This is a genomic window from Ensifer sp. (assembly GCF_035999185.1).
In the GTDB taxonomy this organism is placed as follows: Bacteria; Pseudomonadota; Alphaproteobacteria; order Rhizobiales; family Rhizobiaceae; genus Ensifer.
The window spans coordinates 1-19,521 of record NZ_DASYHB010000031.1; the positions used below are offsets into that span (position 1 = coordinate 1).

The 19,521-nt window shown below is 62.3% G+C and carries 21 protein-coding genes; 10 read left to right on the forward strand and 11 right to left on the reverse strand.

From position 1 onward, the window contains the following. Window positions 1-1,074, reverse strand: a 1,074-nt coding sequence (gene lptG / locus VGO04_RS03060; RefSeq protein ID WP_327494492.1) for an LPS export ABC transporter permease LptG, incomplete at its 3' end; no start/stop codon positions are given. Next, window positions 1,071-2,240, reverse strand: coding sequence for an LPS export ABC transporter permease LptF (gene lptF / locus VGO04_RS03065; RefSeq protein ID WP_327494493.1), 1,170 nt, complete (start codon window positions 2,238-2,240; stop codon window positions 1,071-1,073). The genes lptG and lptF, both read right to left, overlap by 4 nt. A 409-nt stretch (window positions 2,241-2,649) precedes the next feature. On the opposite strand from lptF, the gene VGO04_RS03070 reads away from it, so the two are divergent. Together VGO04_RS03070 and VGO04_RS03075 are read left to right on the forward strand one after the other, a co-directional pair. Continuing rightward, window positions 2,650-4,140, forward strand: a complete 1,491-nt coding sequence (locus tag VGO04_RS03070; RefSeq protein ID WP_327494494.1) for a leucyl aminopeptidase — start codon at window positions 2,650-2,652, stop codon at window positions 4,138-4,140. Window positions 4,141-4,145: 5 nt separating this feature from the next. Continuing rightward, window positions 4,146-4,595: a DNA polymerase III subunit chi gene (locus VGO04_RS03075; protein WP_327494495.1), complete on the forward strand. Its 450-nt coding sequence runs from the start codon at window positions 4,146-4,148 to the stop codon at window positions 4,593-4,595. 69 nt (window positions 4,596-4,664) lie between these two features. Here VGO04_RS03075 and VGO04_RS03080 read toward each other — a convergent pair whose 3' ends face one another. Continuing rightward, window positions 4,665-5,591, reverse strand: coding sequence for a Gfo/Idh/MocA family oxidoreductase (locus VGO04_RS03080; protein WP_327494496.1), 927 nt, complete (start codon window positions 5,589-5,591; stop codon window positions 4,665-4,667). Between the two features lie 230 nt (window positions 5,592-5,821). Here VGO04_RS03080 and VGO04_RS03085 point away from each other — a divergent pair, with 230 nt between their 5' ends. Further along, window positions 5,822-6,661, forward strand: coding sequence for a GNAT family N-acetyltransferase (locus VGO04_RS03085; protein ID WP_327494497.1), 840 nt, complete (start codon window positions 5,822-5,824; stop codon window positions 6,659-6,661). Between the two features lie 24 nt (window positions 6,662-6,685). Here the strand turns inward: VGO04_RS03085 and VGO04_RS03090 are convergent, their stop codons facing one another. Continuing rightward, window positions 6,686-8,575, reverse strand: coding sequence for an ABC-F family ATP-binding cassette domain-containing protein (locus VGO04_RS03090; protein WP_327494498.1), 1,890 nt, complete (start codon window positions 8,573-8,575; stop codon window positions 6,686-6,688). 323 nt (window positions 8,576-8,898) lie between these two features. On the opposite strand from VGO04_RS03090, the gene VGO04_RS03095 reads away from it, so the two are divergent. The 3 genes from VGO04_RS03095 (at window position 8,899) to VGO04_RS03105 (ending at window position 10,146) form a co-directional block, all read left to right on the forward strand. Next, a complete protein-coding gene (locus tag VGO04_RS03095) occupies window positions 8,899-9,186 on the forward strand; it encodes a hypothetical protein (RefSeq protein ID WP_327494499.1) in 288 nt (95 codons plus the stop codon). Between the two features lie 147 nt (window positions 9,187-9,333). Continuing rightward, entirely contained in the window at window positions 9,334-9,606 is a 273-nt protein-coding gene (locus VGO04_RS03100; protein WP_327494500.1) for a hypothetical protein, read from the forward strand. 87 nt (window positions 9,607-9,693) lie between these two features. Then, entirely contained in the window at window positions 9,694-10,146 is a 453-nt protein-coding gene (locus tag VGO04_RS03105) for a MarR family transcriptional regulator (RefSeq protein ID WP_327494501.1), read from the forward strand. Between the two features lie 2 nt (window positions 10,147-10,148). Here the strand turns inward: VGO04_RS03105 and VGO04_RS03110 are convergent, their stop codons facing one another. Next, window positions 10,149-11,162, reverse strand: a complete 1,014-nt coding sequence (locus tag VGO04_RS03110) for a GGDEF domain-containing protein (RefSeq protein ID WP_327494502.1) — start codon at window positions 11,160-11,162, stop codon at window positions 10,149-10,151. Between the two features lie 351 nt (window positions 11,163-11,513). Here VGO04_RS03110 and VGO04_RS03115 point away from each other — a divergent pair, with 351 nt between their 5' ends. Beyond that, window positions 11,514-14,114: an AMP-binding protein gene (locus tag VGO04_RS03115; protein WP_327494503.1), complete on the forward strand. Its 2,601-nt coding sequence runs from the start codon at window positions 11,514-11,516 to the stop codon at window positions 14,112-14,114. Here the strand turns inward: VGO04_RS03115 and VGO04_RS03120 are convergent. Then, the gene (locus tag VGO04_RS03120) at window positions 14,100-14,609 is read right to left on the reverse strand and encodes a DinB family protein (protein WP_327494504.1); all 510 of its coding nucleotides are present in this window, start codon (window positions 14,607-14,609) and stop codon (window positions 14,100-14,102) included. The genes VGO04_RS03115 and VGO04_RS03120 overlap by 15 nt on opposite strands. 133 nt (window positions 14,610-14,742) lie before the next feature. On the opposite strand from VGO04_RS03120, the gene VGO04_RS03125 reads away from it, so the two are divergent. Next, window positions 14,743-15,432, forward strand: coding sequence for a glutathione S-transferase family protein (locus tag VGO04_RS03125; protein WP_327494505.1), 690 nt, complete (start codon window positions 14,743-14,745; stop codon window positions 15,430-15,432). A 101-nt stretch (window positions 15,433-15,533) separates the two neighbouring features. Further along, window positions 15,534-15,956, forward strand: coding sequence for a nucleoside-diphosphate kinase (gene ndk / locus VGO04_RS03130; RefSeq protein WP_034803877.1), 423 nt, complete (start codon window positions 15,534-15,536; stop codon window positions 15,954-15,956). A gap of 88 nt (window positions 15,957-16,044) precedes the next feature. Here ndk and VGO04_RS03135 read toward each other — a convergent pair whose 3' ends face one another. Beyond that, complete coding sequence (locus tag VGO04_RS03135; protein WP_327494506.1) at window positions 16,045-16,554, reverse strand: hypothetical protein; 510 nt, start codon at window positions 16,552-16,554, stop codon at window positions 16,045-16,047. Continuing rightward, on the reverse strand, window positions 16,551-17,111 hold the full coding sequence (locus tag VGO04_RS03140) for a CGNR zinc finger domain-containing protein (RefSeq protein WP_327494507.1): 561 nt from the start codon (window positions 17,109-17,111) through the stop codon (window positions 16,551-16,553). Before VGO04_RS03140 ends, VGO04_RS03135 begins: the two co-directional genes overlap by 4 nt. Window positions 17,112-17,179: 68 nt before the next feature. Here VGO04_RS03140 and VGO04_RS03145 point away from each other — a divergent pair, with 68 nt between their 5' ends. Then, window positions 17,180-18,076: a branched-chain amino acid ABC transporter permease gene (locus VGO04_RS03145; protein WP_327494508.1), complete on the forward strand. Its 897-nt coding sequence runs from the start codon at window positions 17,180-17,182 to the stop codon at window positions 18,074-18,076. 40 nt (window positions 18,077-18,116) lie between these two features. Here the strand turns inward: VGO04_RS03145 and VGO04_RS03150 are convergent, their stop codons facing one another. The 3 genes from VGO04_RS03150 to pgsA are packed head-to-tail and all read right to left on the reverse strand — an operon-like array spanning window position 18,117 to window position 19,430. Next, window positions 18,117-18,584, reverse strand: coding sequence for a molybdenum cofactor biosynthesis protein MoaE (locus tag VGO04_RS03150; protein ID WP_327494509.1), 468 nt, complete (start codon window positions 18,582-18,584; stop codon window positions 18,117-18,119). A gap of 1 nt (window position 18,585) precedes the next feature. Beyond that, window positions 18,586-18,846 (reverse strand): molybdopterin converting factor subunit 1, encoded by a 261-nt coding sequence (gene moaD / locus VGO04_RS03155; RefSeq protein ID WP_327494510.1) that lies wholly within the window; start codon window positions 18,844-18,846, stop codon window positions 18,586-18,588. Then, on the reverse strand, window positions 18,843-19,430 hold the full coding sequence (gene pgsA / locus VGO04_RS03160) for a CDP-diacylglycerol--glycerol-3-phosphate 3-phosphatidyltransferase (protein WP_327494511.1): 588 nt from the start codon (window positions 19,428-19,430) through the stop codon (window positions 18,843-18,845). The genes moaD and pgsA overlap by 4 nt, the downstream gene beginning before the upstream one ends. Window positions 19,431-19,521: the final 91 nt, after the last annotated feature.

Here is a 19,521-nt window from a genome sequence, read left to right on the forward strand (position 1 = left end):
ATCCTCCTGATTTAAAAGAATCGTCGAGCCCAGCGCCATCGCTACAACAACTGGCAACCAGGCTGCAACGAAAGGAGGCACAATGCCGCTGCTCCCGAATGCTTTGACAAGCACGGTGACGACATAAAGCACGAAGCCTGACACGATGCCACCGAGAATTACCGAGCGCGATTGGTTAAACCGGCTAAATTTCAGCGACACGCAAGCGGCAATCAGCGTCATGGCGACGAGCAGCAGCGGCAACGACAACATTGAGTGAAATTGAGTTTCCATGCCGTTGGTCGAAAAACCGAAGGAGCGAGCCACTTCGATCTTACGCGGCAGGTCAAAAAACTGAATGGAATCAGCCTTTGCAAGGCGTTCCTGAACAAACTCGGCCTTCAAATTGGTGGCGAGTTGTGCTGTTTTCAAACGCTGCGGAAGCTGCCCGTTGCGCGTTTCCGTAACGTCGTTAAGAAGCCAGTAACCATCTTCGAGTTTCGCCGACGCAGCGTCCTGTCTCAGAATGATCGAACCCTGTGGATCGAAGTGGATGACGGTGACGTTGAGAAGCGTCGTGCCGCTGTCCTGAACCGAGCGCGCGCCGATGATCGTATCGGTGCCATTGTAGATCTGCCGGAGCCACGGGATCGATCCGGCGTCGGACGAGCGCGACGAGCCCCACTCCGCCAAAAGCGCCTCGCCGCGCTTCGTTCCCCACGCCGCGAGCGGGTTGAGCGCAACCACTGCGAGAACGCCGAACAGGAAAGAGCCAAGCACGAACGGACGCAGGAACTGCCAAACGGAGATGCCTGCCGCGCGGGTGACGACGAGCTCGTAGCGCCGATTGAGGGAGATCAGCGCTGCCATGGCGGAAAACAGCGCCACGAACGGGATCGTCTGCTGCAGGATCAACGGAATTCGGAGCGCGGTCATCAGGAACGCGCCGGTTATCGAATAGTGCGGCAGGTTTGCGAGCCGGCTCGCCTGTTCGCTGAAGTCGATGATGAAGATCAGCGAGAAGATGCCGACGAGGAACCAGAAGGTGGTGACCACGTAGCGCATGAAGAAGTAACGGCCGAGTGTGCCCATCATGACGGCTGACCCTTCTCTGCGTCAGGTCGCATCAGTCGCAGGCGAACCAGAAGCTCCTGCAGCTTTTCCTGACCAGTCATCGGGATGTCCAGCCGCTTGTTGCTGACGAGCTGTTGAATGCAGAGCGCACCCGCGGCCAGCGGCACGGCATACATCAAAGGCACGAACCAGACGGAGTCTTCGGCGCTGTTGCCGGCGTAGAATGTCATCCATCGGATCAGCAGGGCCGTCCCAAGCGCGCTCACCATCGGATGAACCCGAGCCTCGCGATGGGATCGCGCGTCGCTGCTGAACACGAGCGCAATCAGGCCGAACAGCAGAGGAAAAGTCCATTCCGTCAAGCGGCGGTTGAGTTCGGCGGTGAAGGCGAGCGGCTTGTTCTTGTAGACCGGATCGTCCGGGCTTGGATTGATGAGGCCCGGCAGGTCACGGTCCTTTGCGCGAATGGTCGCCTCGCGGGTCGTCTTGGTCATGTCGGCGAGATCGAAGGCGTAGGAATCGAATTTGATGATCGACACGCTGCCGTCGGGCAGCTTGCGTTGCACTTCGCCGTCCTTCATCACCAGCGCCGAACTCTTCTCGTCAATGGCGCCTTCGCGCGCGTAATAAACGAGCTCGAATGCGGGGTTGCGCGAATCGGCGACGAAGATGCCCTGCAGGACGCCGCCGGCGCGTCGCGCACCAACCTGGACATAGAGATTGTCGGCGACCTTGCGGAACGTGTTTTCCTGGACGACGGACGACAGAAGATCGGCGTTTGCCGTCGCCAGCATCTTGCGCAGGGCGACGCGTGAATAGGGCTCGACGAAATTATCGACCGCGAAGGAAAGCACGCTGAGGCCGGCTGCCAGAAAGATCACCGGCCGGATGATCGCCATGCGCGAGCTGCCGGCAGCGTTGAGCACGGTCAGTTCCGAATCGGTGTTCATCGTCGTCAGCGTCTGCGTGACGCCGATGACCAGCGCAAACGGAAGGATGATCGTGATGACGGACGGCAGGATAAGGGTCGCGACCTTGGCGAAGGCCAGGACGGACTGACCGTTGTCCGTCACCAAGTTGACGTTGGTGAGCGCCTGGGTCGTCCAGACGATGCCGAGCAAAGGCAGAAGTGTCGCGAGGAACATGGTCACTGCACGCCGGAAGATGTAGCGTTCGATCAGCTTCATGCCCGTATCCGGTCCAAAATCCTGCTCATGTTTCTGTTCCGGCGGCGGCGCCGAGCCGGGCTCTGCCCGTCTTCGTCAAACCGTTGCCCAGTTCTTAGCCGGCCAATCCCTCGCCGCACGAATTGTGTAGCAACAGGGATAATTTAAGGCGAAGAACCTCGGTTAACCGCATGTAAACATCTGCGGGCATCTTGCCAAGCGGTTGAAAAGCGAGAAGGGTGCCGGCCACAGCTTTGACGGTGGTGAATGTTGCGAATATTCATCACTGTAACCGCCCGGTAACAGGGCGGATCGCCGCAGGCCTTGCCGTGTCATCTGGACGCGTCGCGGCCTCGATCACCTTGACCTTGCCGGTTCCCCTCGACCTTCTCGAGGGGGGTGCAGAGACAGGAATTACCCGGAGTTTTCAATGTCGATGAAATTTGAGTTCACCTTTGCCAAGTCGCACCGGCCGAGTGGTGGTGTCGCCGTGCTTCTCAAGGCCTTGGGCGCACAAGCGGCTGGTGCCGATGTCGCCGACCCAGAGGACGTGGTCGCAAAGGCCGCCAAGGTGAAGAAGTTCACCGGCAAGGCGCTCTCGAGCCTCGACATCCTTGCGCCGCATGGCTCCCCCGCCGATCGAATCATCGTCCTCGGTCTCGGCCAGCCGGATGCGTTGACGGATCACGATTGGCTGAAGGCGGGCGGCGCGGTCGCGGCGAAGCTCGGCTCGACCGACAAGGTGACCGTTTTCATCGATGCACCCGATGTCGATGTAACCGGCAAGGCCGCTGCCGATTTCGCTCTCGGCATGGAGATGAATGCCTACGGCTTCGATAGCTACAAGACCAAGAAGGCCGATGACGAGGGCAAATCGTCCGGAAAGCCGACCAAGGTCACGATCGTCACGGGTACCGTCATCGCAGCGAAGAAGGCGTTCGCAACGTCGCAGGCCGTTGCCGAAGGCGTGTTCCTGGCGCGTGACCTGGTGAACGAACCGGCCAACGTGCTCGGGCCGGTCGAATTTGCCGCCAAGGCGAAAGAGCTTGAGAAGCTCGGCGTCGAGGTCGAGATCCTCACCGAAAAGGAAATGAAGAAGCTCGGCATGGGTGCGCTGCTCGGCGTTGCACAAGGGTCGACCCGGCCGCCGCGCCTCGTCATCATGCATTGGAAGGGCGGCAAGTCCAAGGAACGGCCGCTCGCCTTCGTCGGCAAGGGCGTCGTCTTCGACAGTGGCGGCATCTCGATCAAGCCCGCGGCCGGCATGGAAGAAATGAAGGGCGATATGGGCGGCGCTGCTGCCGTCACCGGCCTCATGCACGTGCTTGCGGCGCGCGAGGCCAAGGTCAACGCCATCGGCATCATCGGCCTTGTGGAAAACATGCCCGATGGCAGTGCCCAGCGCCCCGGCGATATCGTGACGTCGATGTCAGGCCAGACGATCGAGGTGATCAATACCGATGCGGAAGGTCGCCTCGTGCTTTGCGACGCGCTCTGGTACTGCAACGACCGGTTCAAGCCGCAAGCGATCATCGATCTTGCGACGCTGACCGGCGCGATCATGGTTGCGCTCGCGACCCACCATGCCGGCCTGTTCTCCAACGACGACCGCCTTGCGGATCAGCTTCTTGCCGCCGGCATCGCGACGCACGAACCCCTGTGGCGCATGCCGCTCGGCAAGGAATACGACAAGATGATCGACAGCAAGTTCGCCGACATGAAGAACACCGGTGGCCGTCACGGCGGTGCGGTGACGGCGGCGCAGTTCCTGAAGCGCTTCGTCAACGACACGCCCTGGGCGCATCTCGACATCGCCGGCACCGCCATGGGCGCGCCGGCCGACGAGGTCAACCAGTCCTGGGGCTCGGGCTTCGGTGTGCGGCTTCTCGACGAACTGGTGCGTGCGAGCTACGAAAACTGATCGGCATGACCGAGGTCCTGTTCTATCACCTGACGGAATCGAAGCTGGAAGACGCTCTGCCGCCGCTGCTCGACAAAAGCGTCGAGCGCGGCTGGCGGGTGGTCGTGCAGACTGTGGATACCGAGCGGCGCGATGCGCTCGACACGCACCTCTGGGTCTATCGGGACGAGAGTTTTCTGCCGCATGGCACCGATGCGGACGAGCGCGCGGCGGATCAGCCGGTGTTGCTCGTGGCCGACGAAGGCAATGCGAATGCGGCGACGGTGCGCTTCGTCATCGACGGCGCCACTCCGCCCGACGTTTCTGCCTATGAGCGTATCGTGTTCATGTTCGACGGCTACGACCAGGAGCAGCTTGAGGGCGCGCGCGCTCACTGGAAGCGCCTGAAGGGGGAGGGGCACAACCTCACCTATTGGCAGCAGAACCGCGACGGACGCTGGGAAAAGAAGGCCTGACGGAAGCGTGAAACGAACGAAGCCCGCGGGATGACCGCGGGCTTTGGGTTTTCTGGACTTTACGGGCGCTCAGTCGTGGAAGGCCTCGACGAATTTACGCTTGCCGAGCATGAACGCGTCGGCAACGTGCCGCAGTGGCGCAAGGTCCACATCCGACGTGCCGGCTTTGACGATCTCGGCGAAGCGGCGATAGAGCATCGGGTACTCCTGTTCCGGCTCCTGATGCACGATCTTGCCGTCAACTGCGAGCTTTGCTCCGCCTTCTGAAAGCACCATCTCGCCTGCCGCCGTCTGGGCGACGATGTCCCAGCTCTGCTTGCCGGTCTGGCGCCAGTCGAATTCCGCCGAAACCGGTAACTTCTTGCCGTCGGTAAAGGAGATGCTGGCGGCGATCGGAGCGTCCTTGTTCTCGGGAAACTCGAGAACGGCGGAGGTCACGAACAGCGGACGCGGCAGAATATGGGTGACGATCGACAGCGCGTTGATGCCCGGATCGAAAATGCCGAGGCCGCCTGCAGCCCAGATCCATTCCTGATTCGGATGCCAGTGGCGCACGTCTTCCTTCCAGATCACCTTGACGTCCTCGATGGTCGTGGCTGCCAGGAAGGATCTTGCCGCTTCCACGGCCGGGGCATAACGCGAATGCCAGCTTGCAAACAGCGACCGCCCCTTCGATGCGGCCAGCGCTTCGAGGTCCGCAACTTCGCTCAGCGTCGCGCCCGGCGGCTTTTCCAGGAAGACGTGCTTGCCGGCGTCGAGGGCCGCACGGGCCGCTTCGTAGCGGTATTGCGGCGGCATGCAGAGCGAAACGGCTTCAATGGCCGGTACCGCTTCGAGCATCGCCTCGATCGATTTGAAGTTGTCGATGCCGTCGACCGTCCCGTGCCGGCTGGCGGCGGCGATCAGCTGATAGTCGCTGTTTTTGGCGATCGCCGGCAGATGCTGGTCGCGAACGATCTTGCCGATGCCGACAAGCGCAATTTTGATGGGGGCCATGGTGTTCCGCTCGATTAGTATGACTTATTGTCGGTTCTTGTAGCAGATTGCGCAATGGGGGCAAGCAGCTGCCGATCCGTGTTCACCATAGGATAAAAGCGAGGCGAAAATCGACAGCCGCGAGCATTCCCTCGCGGCGCGCCCGCACTAGCTCTAGCCGCGGATGTGCCCGATCCGGTCGCCAGCCGGACCGATCGCAGCGCCCCATGAACGCAGACGAGGACTAGGTTATGCAGCAAATCCGTCGCGCCAAACGCGCTGATCTCGACGTTCTGATCGAGTGGGCGGCCGGGGAAGGGTGGAATCCCGGTCTCGGTGACGCGAACCCATTTTGGGCCGCGGACCCTGACGGATATTGGATTGTAGAGGCGGACGATGGCCCGGCCGCCGCCATCTCGCTGGTGCGCTATGACGAAAGCTACGCGTTTCTCGGATTCTATATCACCCGCCCAGATCTGCGCGGCAAGGGAATAGGCCGGCAACTGTGGAGCGAGGTGATGCCTTTGGCCGAAGGGAGGGTGGTCGGGCTTGATGGGGTGGTCGCGCAGCAGGAGAACTATCGCCGTTCCGGCTTTGCCTATGCGCACGCGAACGTGCGGTATGGTGGCATCATCGACGTTGTCGAGCCGCCCGTTGCCGATCTCTTGGAGGTGGCGCCTGTTCATATGCCACTCGTGCTCGACTATGACCGCCGCTTCGTGCCGGCGTCGCGGGAGGCGTTCCTGCGCGAATGGCTGAAGGCGAGCGATGGGCGACGCAGCGTTGTCCTGCTGCGTGACGGCGCAGTTGCAGCCTATGGAACGATCCGGGCGTGCCGCGAGGGATACAAGATCGGTCCGCTCTTCTCCGACAGCGAGACAGGCGCCGATCTGGTCTTTCGCAAGCTTGCCGCAGGCGCCAATGGTAGCGAGGTCTATCTCGATATCCCCGAGCCAAACGCTTCAGCCAGGGCGCTGTGCGACCGATACAATTTGAAGCCGGTGTTCGAAACCGCGCGCATGTATCGTGGTGCCGACCCGGAACTGCCGCTGGGCCGGATTTACGGCATCACGACACTCGAACTCGGATAACCCGTCGAGGCAGCCGGCCGGCCGTCAGCCGGCCATCGCCTCTTCGTACTCGGCCGAAAGTTCGAGCCATTGCTCCTCGGCATGGGCAAGCTTTGCCGCCGCGTCGGAGCGTTCCTTGGCCTTCTGGGCTGCCTTTGCAGGCGACTTCTCGTAGAGCGCCGGATCGGCAAGTTCCACATCAAGTGCCTGAATCAGTTTCTCCAGCTTTCCGGTCAAGGATTCGATTTCGTTGATCTTCTTGCGAAGCGGTGCGAGCGAAGCGCGCTTGTCGGCGTTGACCTTGCGCTGGTCTGCCTTCGACAGGCTGTCGTCGGCTCCGTTCGGCCTGGCCTTGTCTTCCTTGGGCTTCGGACCGCCGACGATGAGGCTGCGATAGTCCTCAAGGTCGCCGTCGTAGCTCGTCACCGTTCCGTCGCGCACCAGCCACAGCCGATCGGCGGTCGCCTCGATCAGGTGGCGATCGTGCGAAATCAGGATCACTGCACCGGAATAGTCGTTGAGCGCGGTGATCAGCGCATTGCGGCTGTCGATGTCGAGGTGGTTGGTTGGCTCGTCGAGGATCAGAAGGTTCGGCGCGTCGAAGGCGGCAAGGCCCATCAGCAGTCGTGCCTTCTCGCCGCCCGAGAGATCCTTGGCCGGCGTTTCCATTTTTTCGGTCGCAAGACCCATCTGCGCCACGCGCGAACGCACCTTGGCCTCCGGTGCGTCCGGCATGCGCCGACGCACATGTTCGACGGCACTTTGCGTCGGGATCAGGTCGTCGAGCTGGTGCTGGGCGAAGAAACCGACCTTCAGGTTCGGCGCGATCTTCAGTTCGCCCGCCTCCGGCGCCAGCCGGCCCGAAATGAACTTGGCGAAGGTGGATTTGCCGTTGCCGTTCGAGCCGAGCAGGGCAATGCGATCATCCGTGTCGATGCGAAGGTTCAGCCGCTTGAGGATCGGCTTGCCTGGTTCATAACCAACGGTGCCGCCGGTAACCGCGATGATCGGCGAGGCGGCTTCCTTCTCCGGGTCGGGGAAGGAAAAGCCCTGGACGTGATCCTCGATCACGGCTGCAATCGTGCCCATGCGCTCCAGCGCCTTCACGCGGCTTTGTGCCTGGCGTGCCTTGGTGGCCTTGGCCTTGAAGCGGTCGATGAAGCTTTGCAGGTGCTTGCGCGCCGCGTCGTTCTTCGCTTTCGCCTTCATCTGCAGCTCGTCGGCCTCCGCCTTCTGCCGCTCGAACTGGTCGTAGGGCCCGCGGTAGAAGGTGAGCTTCTTCTGGTCGAGGTGCACGATCGCGTTGACTGCCGTGTTCAACAGGTCGCGATCGTGGCTGATGATGATGACGGTGTGCGGATAGCGACGAATGTAATCCTCGAGCCACAGCGTGCCTTCAAGGTCGAGATAGTTGGTCGGCTCGTCGAGCAGCAGCAGGTCCGGCTCGGAAAAGAGCACGCCCGCCAGCGCCACGCGCATGCGCCAGCCGCCGGAGAAAGAGGAGGCGGGGCGCAACTGCGCTTCGTGATCGAAACCGAGGCCGGCGAGAATGCTCGCCGCGCGCGCCTCGGCAGAGTGGGCGCCGATATCGGCAAGCCGCGTCTGGATCTCGGCGATGCGGTGGGGATCGGTCGCGGTCTCGGCCTCGGCGACCAGCGCCGAACGCTCCTTGTCGGCCTTCAGCACGATCTCGATCAGCGGCTCTTCGGTGCCGGGCGCTTCCTGCGCCACCTGGCCGATCCGTGCGTTCTTCGGCAAGGAGACGCTGCCGGCCTCCGAGGCAAATTCGCCGGTGATGATGCGAAACAGCGTCGATTTGCCGGCACCGTTGCGGCCCACGAGCCCGGCCTTCGTGCCCGCCGGAAGCGTTACGGATGCGTTTTCGATAAGGAGACGTCCCGCGATGCGGGCGGAAAGGCCGGAAATCTGGATCATTGCGGCCTTTTGCCCGGACTTGGCCGGGAAGGCAAGAGGCGCGATCCCAGCCGCATTCGCCGACGCACCCCTCTGACGTCAGGTGTCGATTTCAAGAGGGTATTGTTATCGATTTTTGAACAAGGCGTTCCGTCAGTCGATACTACACATCCTCATCGTGAGGGACCATCTCATAAACGGAAGGGCGGGGAACGCTCTTCTGACCGCTTCGATCGACTGAACGCCATCGGCAAGGGCCCCGCGTTCCGAGGGATGATCGACCCGGCCACGGACATTTTGATGAAACCTCGTTCACGCGAACGAGCCTCCCAGGAGTGACGACCATGAAAACCGCAATCCAGACCGCTCTTTCCGCCGCTCTCGTTGCCACCGCCATCCTTGGTGGCGCTTCGGCCGCTTTTGCAGGCGGCAGCTACTATGAAGGCGTCAGCCCGACGCCGCTCTTTACGGAGCGTACGCCTGCCGTCACCGGCAAATCGTCCTTCACCATCGGCAGCTCCGAGGCTGGCTATGTCGATCGCAACAGCACCGGTTCGATCGTGAACTACGGCGTTGCACCAAAGCCGGTGCAGGGCGGCGAAGGCGAGTACTACCAGGGTCTTTCCCGCTAAACGCGACGAACAGGGGTGCGGGTGATCATCCGCACCCCATTTCAAGGGATTTGATCGATCGTAGTCGCGGGTTTATGACGCGACTTCAAAGCCGCCCATGAGGGCAGAGCACACGACGACCTCCCATCTCCACCAAGGACCAGATTGATGAAGAACACCCTTGCCGCGGCACTCGTCGCGACCGTCGCACTTGGCGGTGCATCTGCTGCCGTTGCCGGCGGCGGCCATGAGGCCGTAGGCTTTGCGCCAGCCATCACAGGCCGTGCCGAAGCGTCCGCTGGCACAGGTGTTTCCGCTTCGTCTGCGGAGCGTGGCAATCACGCTGCCCGCTTGGAGCATCATTCCATCGACGCAACGGCAACCGGCGCGATTGCGGCCGGCCACGCCAAGCTCGGTGAAATCGACAAAGACAATCAGTAAGCTACGCCAGACGGACAACCGAACAACCCGGTCCCGCCATGCGGGGCCGGGTTGTTTCGTTCTGGCGTAGCCACACGAGGTACTGACATGACGGACAAACTCGAAGTCACTGAGCGCCTCTTCGACCTCTATCACTGTGTGCACCGGCTGGTGAACACAACGATGGCAGAAGAAGGTGTGTCGCTCGCCCGCAGCAAGTTCCTGTTTTATCTGAGCTCGCTCGGCCCGTGCCGTTGTGCCGATATAGCTTCGGCACTCGGCTTTTCGCCGAGAACCGTCACCGAGGCGATCGATGGGCTGGAGCGCGACGGCATGGTCGTGCGCGAACCGGACCCGGAGGATCGCCGTGCGAAGATCATCTCGATCACCGATCGCGGCCGGGTGGCGCTGGATGCGGCCCTTGAGCCGCGTCACCGCACGATCGAGGCGCTGTTCTCAGCACTTGACGAATGCGAGCGAACCGAACTCTTTCGCCTGCTTGGGCGGCTGCGCGACAAGGCATCCGAGATCGACGAAAACCGCCACTCGCTTGCCGCCTGACTTCAGGCGGCGTGGTGACCGTAGGTCTTCGCGCGATCGCTCCCAAGTATGACCGAGTAGCTGCGGATCCCGGAGCCGGTGCGGGCCGTGGACAATGCCAGGTCGGCCTGGCGCAACAACTCCTCACTCGTCGATGCAGGCTGGGCTATGGTCACGCCCGCCGCAAACGAGAGCGTTTCGACAGTGTGCGTGCGTCCGGGCAGGGTGATCCGCAGGCCTCGCACCTGTTGTTGTAGCCGTCGGGCAATTGCCTCGGCATTTTCAGCACTGACGTCGCGACAAAGGAAAGCGAACTCCTGCTGGCCGATGCGGGCGACGAAGTCGTTCTTTTTGATCGACCTTCGAAACAGCGTCGACAATTTTGCCAGCGCCTTTGCCGCAACGGTGCCGCCATGCTGATCGGCCATCTCGCGAAGGCCGTCCACCGAGGCAACGACTACGGCGAGTGACTGATCGAGATGCTCCGTCTCCAGTATGGCGTCGAGTTTGGCCGTCAGCGCCAGGCGGTTGGGAAGACCTGTGGCAGGATCGCGCGTCAGTGTTCTGGCGTTTTCTGCCAGCTCGCTTTTGAGTTCGGCGAAGCGTTGAGCGCTTGCTTCGAACGCCTGTTGCAGCGCCCCCTCTTCATTGGTCAGTCGCCCGATTGCCTCCCGCAGCCGCCGAGCGTCCTCTGCGAAATCCGATAGGGAGACGACGGGATCAGCGTCAAGTCTGACTGCGAAATGGTCGAGTTCGTCTTTGAACGTGTGTTTCTGCGCTAGCGCCGACTTCAAAAGCTTCGCCATGTCGCCGAGCGCCTCCTCGGCCACGGCCTGGGTCCTGTCGGCGGCGAGCGCGGCATGCGCGACAAGGTGATGCTTGAGGCCGAGGGCGTCCAAGGCGTCCTGTGCAGGATGCGTGCCAAGGGTCGCGAGATCCTGGGAAAGTTGCGGCAGCCGACCGGACAGAGCTTCGTAGAAGAGCTCGTAGTTGCGGGGTAGGGCCTCAACGCCGTGCGTGGCCATCGCCTGCGCCACCTTCAGAACGATCGCCGCTTGCCTTGCCTGTGATCGGCTGGCGTCGGCTGGTGCTTGCCTGGTCATCCTGTCGTGGTCCCCGGTGACGGTGTCGGAAGTCTGTCTCAAAGCTACGGTTACTATGAGAAGGCCGCGTTTAAGGGAGTCTGAAGATTTCGGACCGCCGTTGTTTCCTGCCCGGTATGGTTGCTAAATTCCATTCATCCGCGGGACGGGCTCAACCGTGCATCGCGGACGTGAAATGCGACCCTTATTTTAGGCCGCGTTTATACTTGACGCCTTTAGTCACCAATTATATGCCGCGCTGCTAAATCGGGTGTCCGACCCGAGATCAGCAGCGGCGGTCAAACGATGTCCCTCTCGTTCATTGCAAGTTTGGCGAACTGGGGTGACCGTCCGGCGTTGGTCTTTCCCGGCCAGAGGACCGTCAGCTATCGCGAGCTCGGCGAGCGGATCGCTCGCCAGGCACTCGCGTTTGCCGGTCCGCGTGGGCTTGTGTCGATCGAGGCCGAGCTTTGCGAGCACGCGATCATCGGTTACCTCGCCGCACTCAAGGCCGGGCATGCCGTCGCCATGCAGGGGGCCCGCAGCGGCTCGGCAAATTCATGGGTTGATGCTTTCAAGCCCGACTACGTCTTTCGCCGGGTCGATGGCCGTTGGCGCACCGAGGGTTTGTCACAAGGCGGACAGACGCCGCATCGCGAGCTTGCGGTGATGATGTCGACCTCGGGCAGCACCGGCTGCGGCAAGGCGGTGCGCCTGTCCGTGGAGAACATCTCGCACAACGCGTCAGCCATCGCCCACTATCTCGGGCTGACGGCGAATGATCGCGGCTGCCTGATCCTGCCGCTGCACTATTCCTATGGTCTGTCGGTGCTGAACTCTCACCTATCGGTTGGCGCGAGCCTCTACATCCCAGGCGGATCGATCCTCGATATCGGTTTTCTCGATGGACTTGCAGAGAGCGGCAGCACCAACCTGTCAGGCGTGCCTTATTCCTACGAGCTTCTTGAAAAGGTGGGGTTCCGCACGCGCGAATTTGCGGCTTTGCGCTTCATGACTGTCGCCGGAGGGCGGCTCGCCCCGGACGTCATCCGCCTTTATGACCAGCATCTGCAGGCGCAAGGTGGCGCCTTCTTCGCCATGTATGGTCAAACCGAGGCGACCGCGCGCATTGCCTATGTGCCTCCTTCGGCTCTCGCTGGCAACGAGGACAAGATCGGGGTGGCCATTCCCGGCGGCAGCCTTGCGATCGAGAGCGAAAACGGCGAGCCCGTTGATCGCGACGGCGTGGCCGGCGAACTGGTCTATCGCGGCGCGAATGTCATGCTGGGCTACGCGACGACGCGCGACGATCTCAGCCGTGGCGCCGAGATCACCGAGTTGCGCACGGGCGATCTCGCCGTCCGCCATCCCGGCGGCCTGTTTCAGATCGTCGGCCGGATGAAGCGGATCTCCAAGATTGCCGGCCTTCGGATCGCCCATGACGCGCTGGAAGTGGCGCTCGACAGGCGCGGCCTTGCCGCGGCTGTCGTCGGCGACGATACCGGCCTCCATGCCTTCTATTGCGGAGGGAGTGATGCGGAAGAGGTCAGGCGTTTCCTGTCGCAGGCGAGCGGGCTGACGCTTTCGCATCTGAAGGCAACGCCGCTCGGCGAATTGCCGCGGCTCGCCAACGGCAAGGTCGATTACAACGCCCTCAACATGGCTGCTCGCCAGGCCGCCGCCAGCGGCGCCGACGATGCCGGCGGCGTCGAGGACCTCTTCGCCCAGGTCTTCTATCCGGTGAGGGTGAAGTGCACGGACAGTTTTTTGTCGCTCGGCGGCGATTCGTTGCGTTTCGTTCAGCTCTCGCTGGGCCTCGAAAAGGTGCTCGGCGAGGCACCGGACGCCTGGGAGAACCTGTCGATCGCGCAATTGTCCGCTCACGAGCGGCAGGAGACAACGACGCGTCGGATCGGGACGGATCTCGTGATCCGGGCGCTGGCAATATTGCTCGTCGTCCTGCACCACGAGACCTTGTGGCCCATCCCCGGCGGGTCGGCGGCAATGGTGGTTCTCGCCGGCTTCAGCCTGGCCCGCTTCCAGATGGGGCCGCTTCTGGCGGGCGATGGCCTCGCGATCCTACGCCCGCTCGCACAGGTCCTGGTGCCTTACTATCTCATCGTCGCGGGCTACGCGCTCGCCTGGGGCGAGGTACCCTGGGCTTCGGTCTTCCTTGTCGGCAATGTCGGCCTTGCGACGCCGGAAGCCCGGCAGATGGTGCCCTATCTCTACTGGTTCATCGAAGCCTACTGCCAGATGATGCTGGTCTTCGTCGGGCTCTTTGCCATTCCCAAGTTCCGGCGCTTCGTTTCCGCACGGCCGTTTGCCGCCGGCATGGCCCTGCTGGTCGCCGCTCTCGCCGCCCGACTTGCGCTGCCGCTGCTCTGGCCAATCGGCAATCGCCAGATCTTCACGCTGCCCTGGATCTTCTATCTCGCCGTCATCGGCTGGTGCGCGGCCGTTGCCGAAGGGACAAGGCAGCGCCTGATACTGCTCTTCGCCGGGACGGGCGCGTTCCTGTTCTTTGGTCTCTACGAGGGCGTCTGGATCGGCACGAAGATCAAGTATCTGCTGCAGATCGCCGTTCTCGCCGCACTTCTTTATCTCCCGCGCATTTCAGTCCCGCGCTGGTTGGCGGAACTGATCCTCCCGGTGTCGGCGGCGGGCTTCCACATCTACATCCTGCACCGCTTCGTTCCCGAATTGCTGACCCTGCCGCTGCAGCCCGTCCTTCCGCCGGCAGCCTTCGCGGCCCTGTCTATCCTTGGCGGCGTTGCGCTCGGCATGCTCGCCTGGCTCGGCCAGCGCTTCCTCCTGAAGCGATTGACCGGGTGGCGGCAGCGCGACATCCGGCCGTTGCGGTCGCTGCTCGTCGGGGCGCGGCGGTTTCCGCTACGCCCACTGTGATCCGTCGGCTCTGAGAAAATACACGAGATCGAGCGTCAGGGACGGACGGCCAAGTGCCGTCAGCGTCGCGTGCGCCTGGCCGCGATGGTGGGTCTGGTGGTTGAAAAAATGCCCGAGCGCGGGCCCGAGCTTCTGCGTTATGACGGTCGGGTTGGTGAGTGGCGTGTAGGTGAATTTCGTGCCGAGCCGTTCGTCGCTCAGAGTGTCGATCCAGGCGATGATGCGTGCGTCTTCCGCCTGTCGCGCGGCCGTGAGGCCCGCAAGATCATCATGGAGAACGGCATCGAGTGCCTTCGGCGCGTCCCCTTCCTGCGTGAAGCGCTTCATCCACACGCGGTCGGCAACAAGAATATGGTTGAGGGTCGCCAGCAGCGAGCCGAAGAAGGCGCCGCGGCTCTCGCGCAACTCGGCTTCGGTGAGATCGGCCGCGGCAGCATAGAGCAGTCGGTTGGCCCAGCGATTGTAGTCGGCGAACATGCGAAAGTGATCGAGCATCGGTGGTCTCCTTGAAAGAGCCTGTGTAGACCGAAACCGCATTTCTGTGGCTGATACCACTGATGAAATTAACTGATTTGATGCGGCGGCCGATATGTCGTTCAACGGTGCGACAATCGTTCGGGGAGCGTGCATGACCAGAAAACTGTACTCGCTTTGTGGTGCCGACAGGACGCGCCCGTTCTCGCCGCATGTGTGGAAAACGGCGATGTCGCTGGCCCACAAGCAACTGGATTTTGAGATTGCGCCGGTCGGGTTTACCGAGATCCCCGCGCTCGAAGATGGCGCAACGAGGCTCGTGCCGCTTTTGCGGGACGGCGAGACTTTGGTGAAGGACAGCTTCGAGATCGCGCTCTATCTGGAGGAAACCTATCCGGATCGCCCGCCGCTGTTTGCCGGCGAAGGGGGCAGGGGCACTGCACGCTTCGTCGAGGCCTGGTCTCAGGCGACCCTGCATCCCGCGATCATCCGTATCATCATCCGCGATATTCACGATCGTCTCGATCCGGTCGACCAGGCCTATTTCCGGCAGAGCCGCGAAAAGCGCTTCGGCGCGTCGCTCGAGGCTGTGGCCGAAGGTGGGGCGGCCGCACTTGAAAGCCTCACGGAAAAACTCGAGCCCTTGCGCCACATGCTGAAGTCACAGGAGTTTCTCGGCGGCGCGTCGCCGCTGTTTGCCGACTACATCGTCTTCGGTGCGTTCCAATGGGCGCGGATCGTCTCGCCGCAGCGTCTGCTTCAGCCCGGTGATCCGGTCTGCGACTGGTTCGAGCGGTGCCTCGACCTTCACAATGGTCTCGGACGGACTGTGACGGCTGCGTGAAACCCGCCTGATCCAAGCCGAATCATCGGCTGGCCCCCTTGTTTTGCGCGGGATTGGCGGCTAATGAACCGCCACTTTCCAAGAAACAAGGGATTGAGCCAATGGCTATTGAACGTACCTTCTCGATGATCAAGCCGGATGCGACCAAGCGCAACCTGACCGGCGCCATCACCAAGATGCTCGAAGATGCCGGCCTGCGCGTCGTCGCTTCCAAGCGCGTCTGGATGAGCCGCCGCGAAGCCGAAGGCTTCTACGCCGTTCACAAGGAGCGTCCGTTCTTCGGCGAACTCGTCGAGTTCATGTCTTCCGGCCCGACCATCGTTCAGGTTCTCGAAGGCGAAAACGCCATTGCCAAGAACCGCGAAGTCATGGGCGCCACCAACCCGGCAAACGCTGACGAAGGCACGATCCGCAAGGTTCACGCTCTCTCGATCGGCGAAAACTCGGTTCACGGTTCGGACGCTCCGGAAACCGCCGCTGAAGAAATCGCCTACTGGTTCTCGGGCACCGAGATCGTCGGCTGATTCAAAATCTTCGGTTCGAGCCGTAACGGCTTGAATTGAGCAGGGTTTGAGCCGGAGCGGAAACGCTCCGGCTTTTTCATGTCCGACTTCAAGTCGGGCAACTGGCCGTCTCGAAATGTTCAGGGGCCTTGCCTCCCCGGAAAACCTCCGGGTTCTTGTCGTAGGCCGGCCCTTCCACCAGCGCCTTGGCCGGCATGATGTCCTGATCGATATCGGAGATCACGCTGGTTTCGAGCTTTTGCAGCGACTGGCCTTCCGGTCCCTTCACTTCGATCGTCACCGCATAAGGGCGGTTCTTCTTCACGCAGGTCAGGTCGGGGCTCTCCAGCACCACCTTTTCGAGCTTGGGAAAGAGCTTGCGCTCCAGCATAAGTGCCTCGCCGCCGGCCGGGTTCTCGAAGCGAGCGACCACGACGCTGCCGTCAGGCACCGGCTCCGTTTTCGACAAGGTGATCATGTAGGTCGCGTAGGCGAGACGGTAGTTGAAGACGAACATCTTGCCGGTCAGCTTCAACGGGTCGGGTCCGGTCTCGCGCTGGCAACCGGTTGCGGCAAGCAAGATGGCGACCGCTGCCAACAATCCGCTCGTCCTCGTCATCGGCCCGTTTCCTCCCTGTTGCGGTGATAATGAAGCCTCGCCTTGTTGCGATTGCCGCATACGGCCATGTCGCACCAGGTGCGACTGCGGTTGCGGCTGCGATCCAGAAACAGCCAGCCGCAGTTGGGGCAGATCTTCAGCCGTTCCGGCTCGGCAGCGGCGGCAAGGCTGAGCGCCGATTGTGCGGTCGCCGTGTCGAGGGGGAGGCGGTCGCCTTGGACAGTTGCGCTTCGCAAAACCGCGGCGATCGCCTCCAGTAGGTCCGCAAGAAGCTCCGGCCGTCCCTTTGCCGATATCTCCGCGCGAAAATGCCGGTCGGTCGCTTCGCGCAAGTGTAACAGCCGGGCACGGTTTTCAGCAGGGACCGGTGCAAGGAGCCCGAAACGCGGGTTCTCGGCCCCGAAGCGATTGGCCGCTTCCGCAAAGCTGTCCATCGCCGTCACGTCGGCGAAACGATCAATCCGGCGGGCCGGATCGAAGCGCAGGACGATGGAATTGGCAACATCCAGCGCAAGCGCGCCGCCCGCAAAGCGATGGGCAGTCCAGGTGAAGCTCATGCGCAAAGTCCTAACTGGCAAAATGTATTTTACCAGTTATATTGATCTTGTCACGCGCCGGATGTGCCATGCTCTATTTTCTGCAGCAGCTTGCCAATGCCGTCCCCATCGCAGCGCTCTACGCCGCGCTTGCTTTCGGCTACGCGATCGCCTTTGCCGTGACGCGCCGGGCCGATCTCACCTACGGCGCGCTCTTTGCCTTCTCGGGCCAGATGTTCGTGCTGTTTGCCGATTTCGGTTGGAACCGGCTGTGGTTGGTGTTGCCGGCCGCCCTTGGCCTCGGCGCTGCTGCGGCCTTGAGCTTCAGCCTTGGTGCCGGGCTCATCGCCGGGCGCTACGTCATGCGCCCGCTCGCCTTTTCCTCGGCCAACACGGTGGTCGTCGCCTCACTCGGTTGCTTGCTGGTGCTGATGGAGACGGCGCGGCTTGCGTCTGAAACCCGAAGCCTTTGGGTGCCACCCTTCCTCAACGCCAACATCGTCTTCTGGGACGACCCGCGTTTCCCGGTGACGCTGACGGTGATCCAGCTGGGCAATACCCTGCTGATGACGGCGCTGGTGGCGGCCGGCCACTGGTTCTTGACCCATTCGCGGGCGGGACGGTTCTGGCGGGCCGTCTCCGAGGATCGGGGTGCCGCAGCCCTTTGCGGTGTCGATGCCGCGACCGTCTACATTGTCGCCTATGGCGCAGCGTCGCTGATCGCTGCCGTCTGCGGCGTTCTCGCAGCGTCCTATTACGGCAACATGGATTTCGGCACCGGTCTCACCTTCGGCGTCAAGGTGCTGTTCATCGCCGCAATCGGCGGTCAGGCGTCGCCGATGCTTGCGGCCCTTGGTGCCGCCGGCGTAGGTCTGCTTGAGACATTATGGAGCGCCTACGGTCCGATCCTCTGGCGCGATTTTGCGATCTTCGGTTTCCTGGTGATCGTGCTTGCGGTGACCCGCAAGGAGAAGGTCATTCCTTAAGCGGGACGCGGAGAAGGGCGGCTTTCGAGGTGTCGTCGCGTTACGTCTTTGACCAGCGGTCCCGTGCGCTGTCGTCCGCATCCTTGGCGCTGACCCAGCCGCCGGAGGTGCCGTCGCCCAGGTGTTCCTTCTTCCAGAAGGGGGCGGACGTTTTCAGGAAATCCATGATGAAGTTGGCGCCGTCGAAGGCGGCCTGGCGGTGCCGTGACGCGGCGACGACGAGCACGATGTTTTCGCCGGGCACGATCCTGCCGTAGCGATGGATGGCCGTAACGGCCTGGAGCGAAAAGCGGTTGGTCGCCTCGTGGCAGATGCGCGCGATCTCCGCCTCTGCCATGCCGGGGTAGTGTTCGAGTTCGAGCGCAGCCAGCGCCCCCGCTTCGTCGCGGCAAAGGCCGGAAAAAGTGACGACCGCGCCGATGTCGGTGCGCCCGGACGAGAGTGTCGCGACCTCGGCGTTGAGGTCGAAGTCCTCGCGCTGGACGCGCGCTGTCACCGGCGCGTTCATGTCAGCCGCCCGTCATCGGCGGGAACAGGGCGATCTCGCGGGCACCGGCAATCGGTTCCCCGTGCTCGACATGCTCCTGGTTGATCGCCGCCCGGATGACGTTTTCATGTTCGAGCGCTGTCTCGTATTCCTCGCCAAGCGTCTTCAGGTGCTGAAGCAGATCGCCAATGGTGACGACGTCAGCCGGCACGTCGAGCGTTTCTTCGCCCTTGCCGATGCGCTCACGCACCCACGAGAAATAGACGAGATTGACGGTGCTCATTCGTTGACCACGTGCTTGAGGCCGGCGCGAAAATAATCATAACCCGAATAGAGCGTGATCGCGGCGGCAATCCACAGGAGCACGATACCGGCTTCCGTCGTGTAGGGCAAAATCTTGTCGCCGGCGGGTCCGGCAAGCAGGAAGGCGATTGCGACCATCTGGATCGTCGTCTTCCACTTGGCGATGCGGGTCACGGGAACGCTGACCTTCAGCGCCGCAAGATATTCGCGCAGGCCCGAGACCAGGATTTCGCGGCAGAGAATGATGATCGCTGCCCAGATCGACCAGCCGGCGATGGTGCCGTCGGCGGCCACAAGCAGCAGGATCGAGGCGACCAGCAGCTTGTCGGCGATCGGATCGAGCATCTTGCCGATATTCGAGGTCTGCTTCCAGATCCGCGCCAGGTAGCCGTCGAAGAAGTCGGTGATCGAGGCAACGACAAAGAGCGCCACTGCCGTCCAGCGCGCGAAGTCCGAACTGTGCAGCCGTCCTTCGACGAAGAAGCAAAGGACGATCAGCGGCACGATCAGGATGCGGAAATAGGTGAGCAGGTTCGGGATGCTGTAGGCGACGGGCGTGGGCATGGATTCGTGTTCTCTGGTTCGTCGGGTACAGAATGACTTTGCTGGCCTGAGGTCAACAGGTCATCGTCGGCAACTGTCATATTTGCCCTAT

Bases quoted from the DNA above. Each gene is read 5' to 3' on its own strand.
- VGO04_RS03105 (WP_327494501.1), top strand. From the start codon at position 9,694: ATGACGGACAAACTCGAAGTCACTGAGCGCCTCTTCGACCTCTATCAC.
- VGO04_RS03070 (WP_327494494.1), top strand. From the start codon at position 2,650: ATGTCGATGAAATTTGAGTTCACCTTTGCCAAGTCGCACCGGCCGAGT.
- lptF (WP_327494493.1), bottom strand. From the start codon at position 2,240: ATGAAGCTGATCGAACGCTACATCTTCCGGCGTGCAGTGACCATGTTC.
- pgsA (WP_327494511.1), bottom strand. From the start codon at position 19,430: ATGCCCACGCCCGTCGCCTACAGCATCCCGAACCTGCTCACCTATTTC.
- moaD (WP_327494510.1), bottom strand. From the start codon at position 18,846: ATGAGCACCGTCAATCTCGTCTATTTCTCGTGGGTGCGTGAGCGCATC.
- VGO04_RS03095 (WP_327494499.1), top strand. From the start codon at position 8,899: ATGAAAACCGCAATCCAGACCGCTCTTTCCGCCGCTCTCGTTGCCACC.
- VGO04_RS03080 (WP_327494496.1), bottom strand. From the start codon at position 5,591: ATGGCCCCCATCAAAATTGCGCTTGTCGGCATCGGCAAGATCGTTCGC.
- VGO04_RS03090 (WP_327494498.1), bottom strand. From the start codon at position 8,575: ATGATCCAGATTTCCGGCCTTTCCGCCCGCATCGCGGGACGTCTCCTT.
- VGO04_RS03145 (WP_327494508.1), top strand. From the start codon at position 17,180: ATGCTCTATTTTCTGCAGCAGCTTGCCAATGCCGTCCCCATCGCAGCG.
- VGO04_RS03120 (WP_327494504.1), bottom strand. From the start codon at position 14,609: ATGCTCGATCACTTTCGCATGTTCGCCGACTACAATCGCTGGGCCAAC.
- VGO04_RS03075 (WP_327494495.1), top strand. From the start codon at position 4,146: ATGACCGAGGTCCTGTTCTATCACCTGACGGAATCGAAGCTGGAAGAC.
- VGO04_RS03100 (WP_327494500.1), top strand. From the start codon at position 9,334: ATGAAGAACACCCTTGCCGCGGCACTCGTCGCGACCGTCGCACTTGGC.
- VGO04_RS03135 (WP_327494506.1), bottom strand. From the start codon at position 16,554: ATGACGAGGACGAGCGGATTGTTGGCAGCGGTCGCCATCTTGCTTGCC.
- VGO04_RS03115 (WP_327494503.1), top strand. From the start codon at position 11,514: ATGTCCCTCTCGTTCATTGCAAGTTTGGCGAACTGGGGTGACCGTCCG.
- VGO04_RS03150 (WP_327494509.1), bottom strand. From the start codon at position 18,584: ATGAACGCGCCGGTGACAGCGCGCGTCCAGCGCGAGGACTTCGACCTC.
- VGO04_RS03085 (WP_327494497.1), top strand. From the start codon at position 5,822: ATGCAGCAAATCCGTCGCGCCAAACGCGCTGATCTCGACGTTCTGATC.
- VGO04_RS03140 (WP_327494507.1), bottom strand. From the start codon at position 17,111: ATGAGCTTCACCTGGACTGCCCATCGCTTTGCGGGCGGCGCGCTTGCG.
- VGO04_RS03125 (WP_327494505.1), top strand. From the start codon at position 14,743: ATGACCAGAAAACTGTACTCGCTTTGTGGTGCCGACAGGACGCGCCCG.
- ndk (WP_034803877.1), top strand. From the start codon at position 15,534: ATGGCTATTGAACGTACCTTCTCGATGATCAAGCCGGATGCGACCAAG.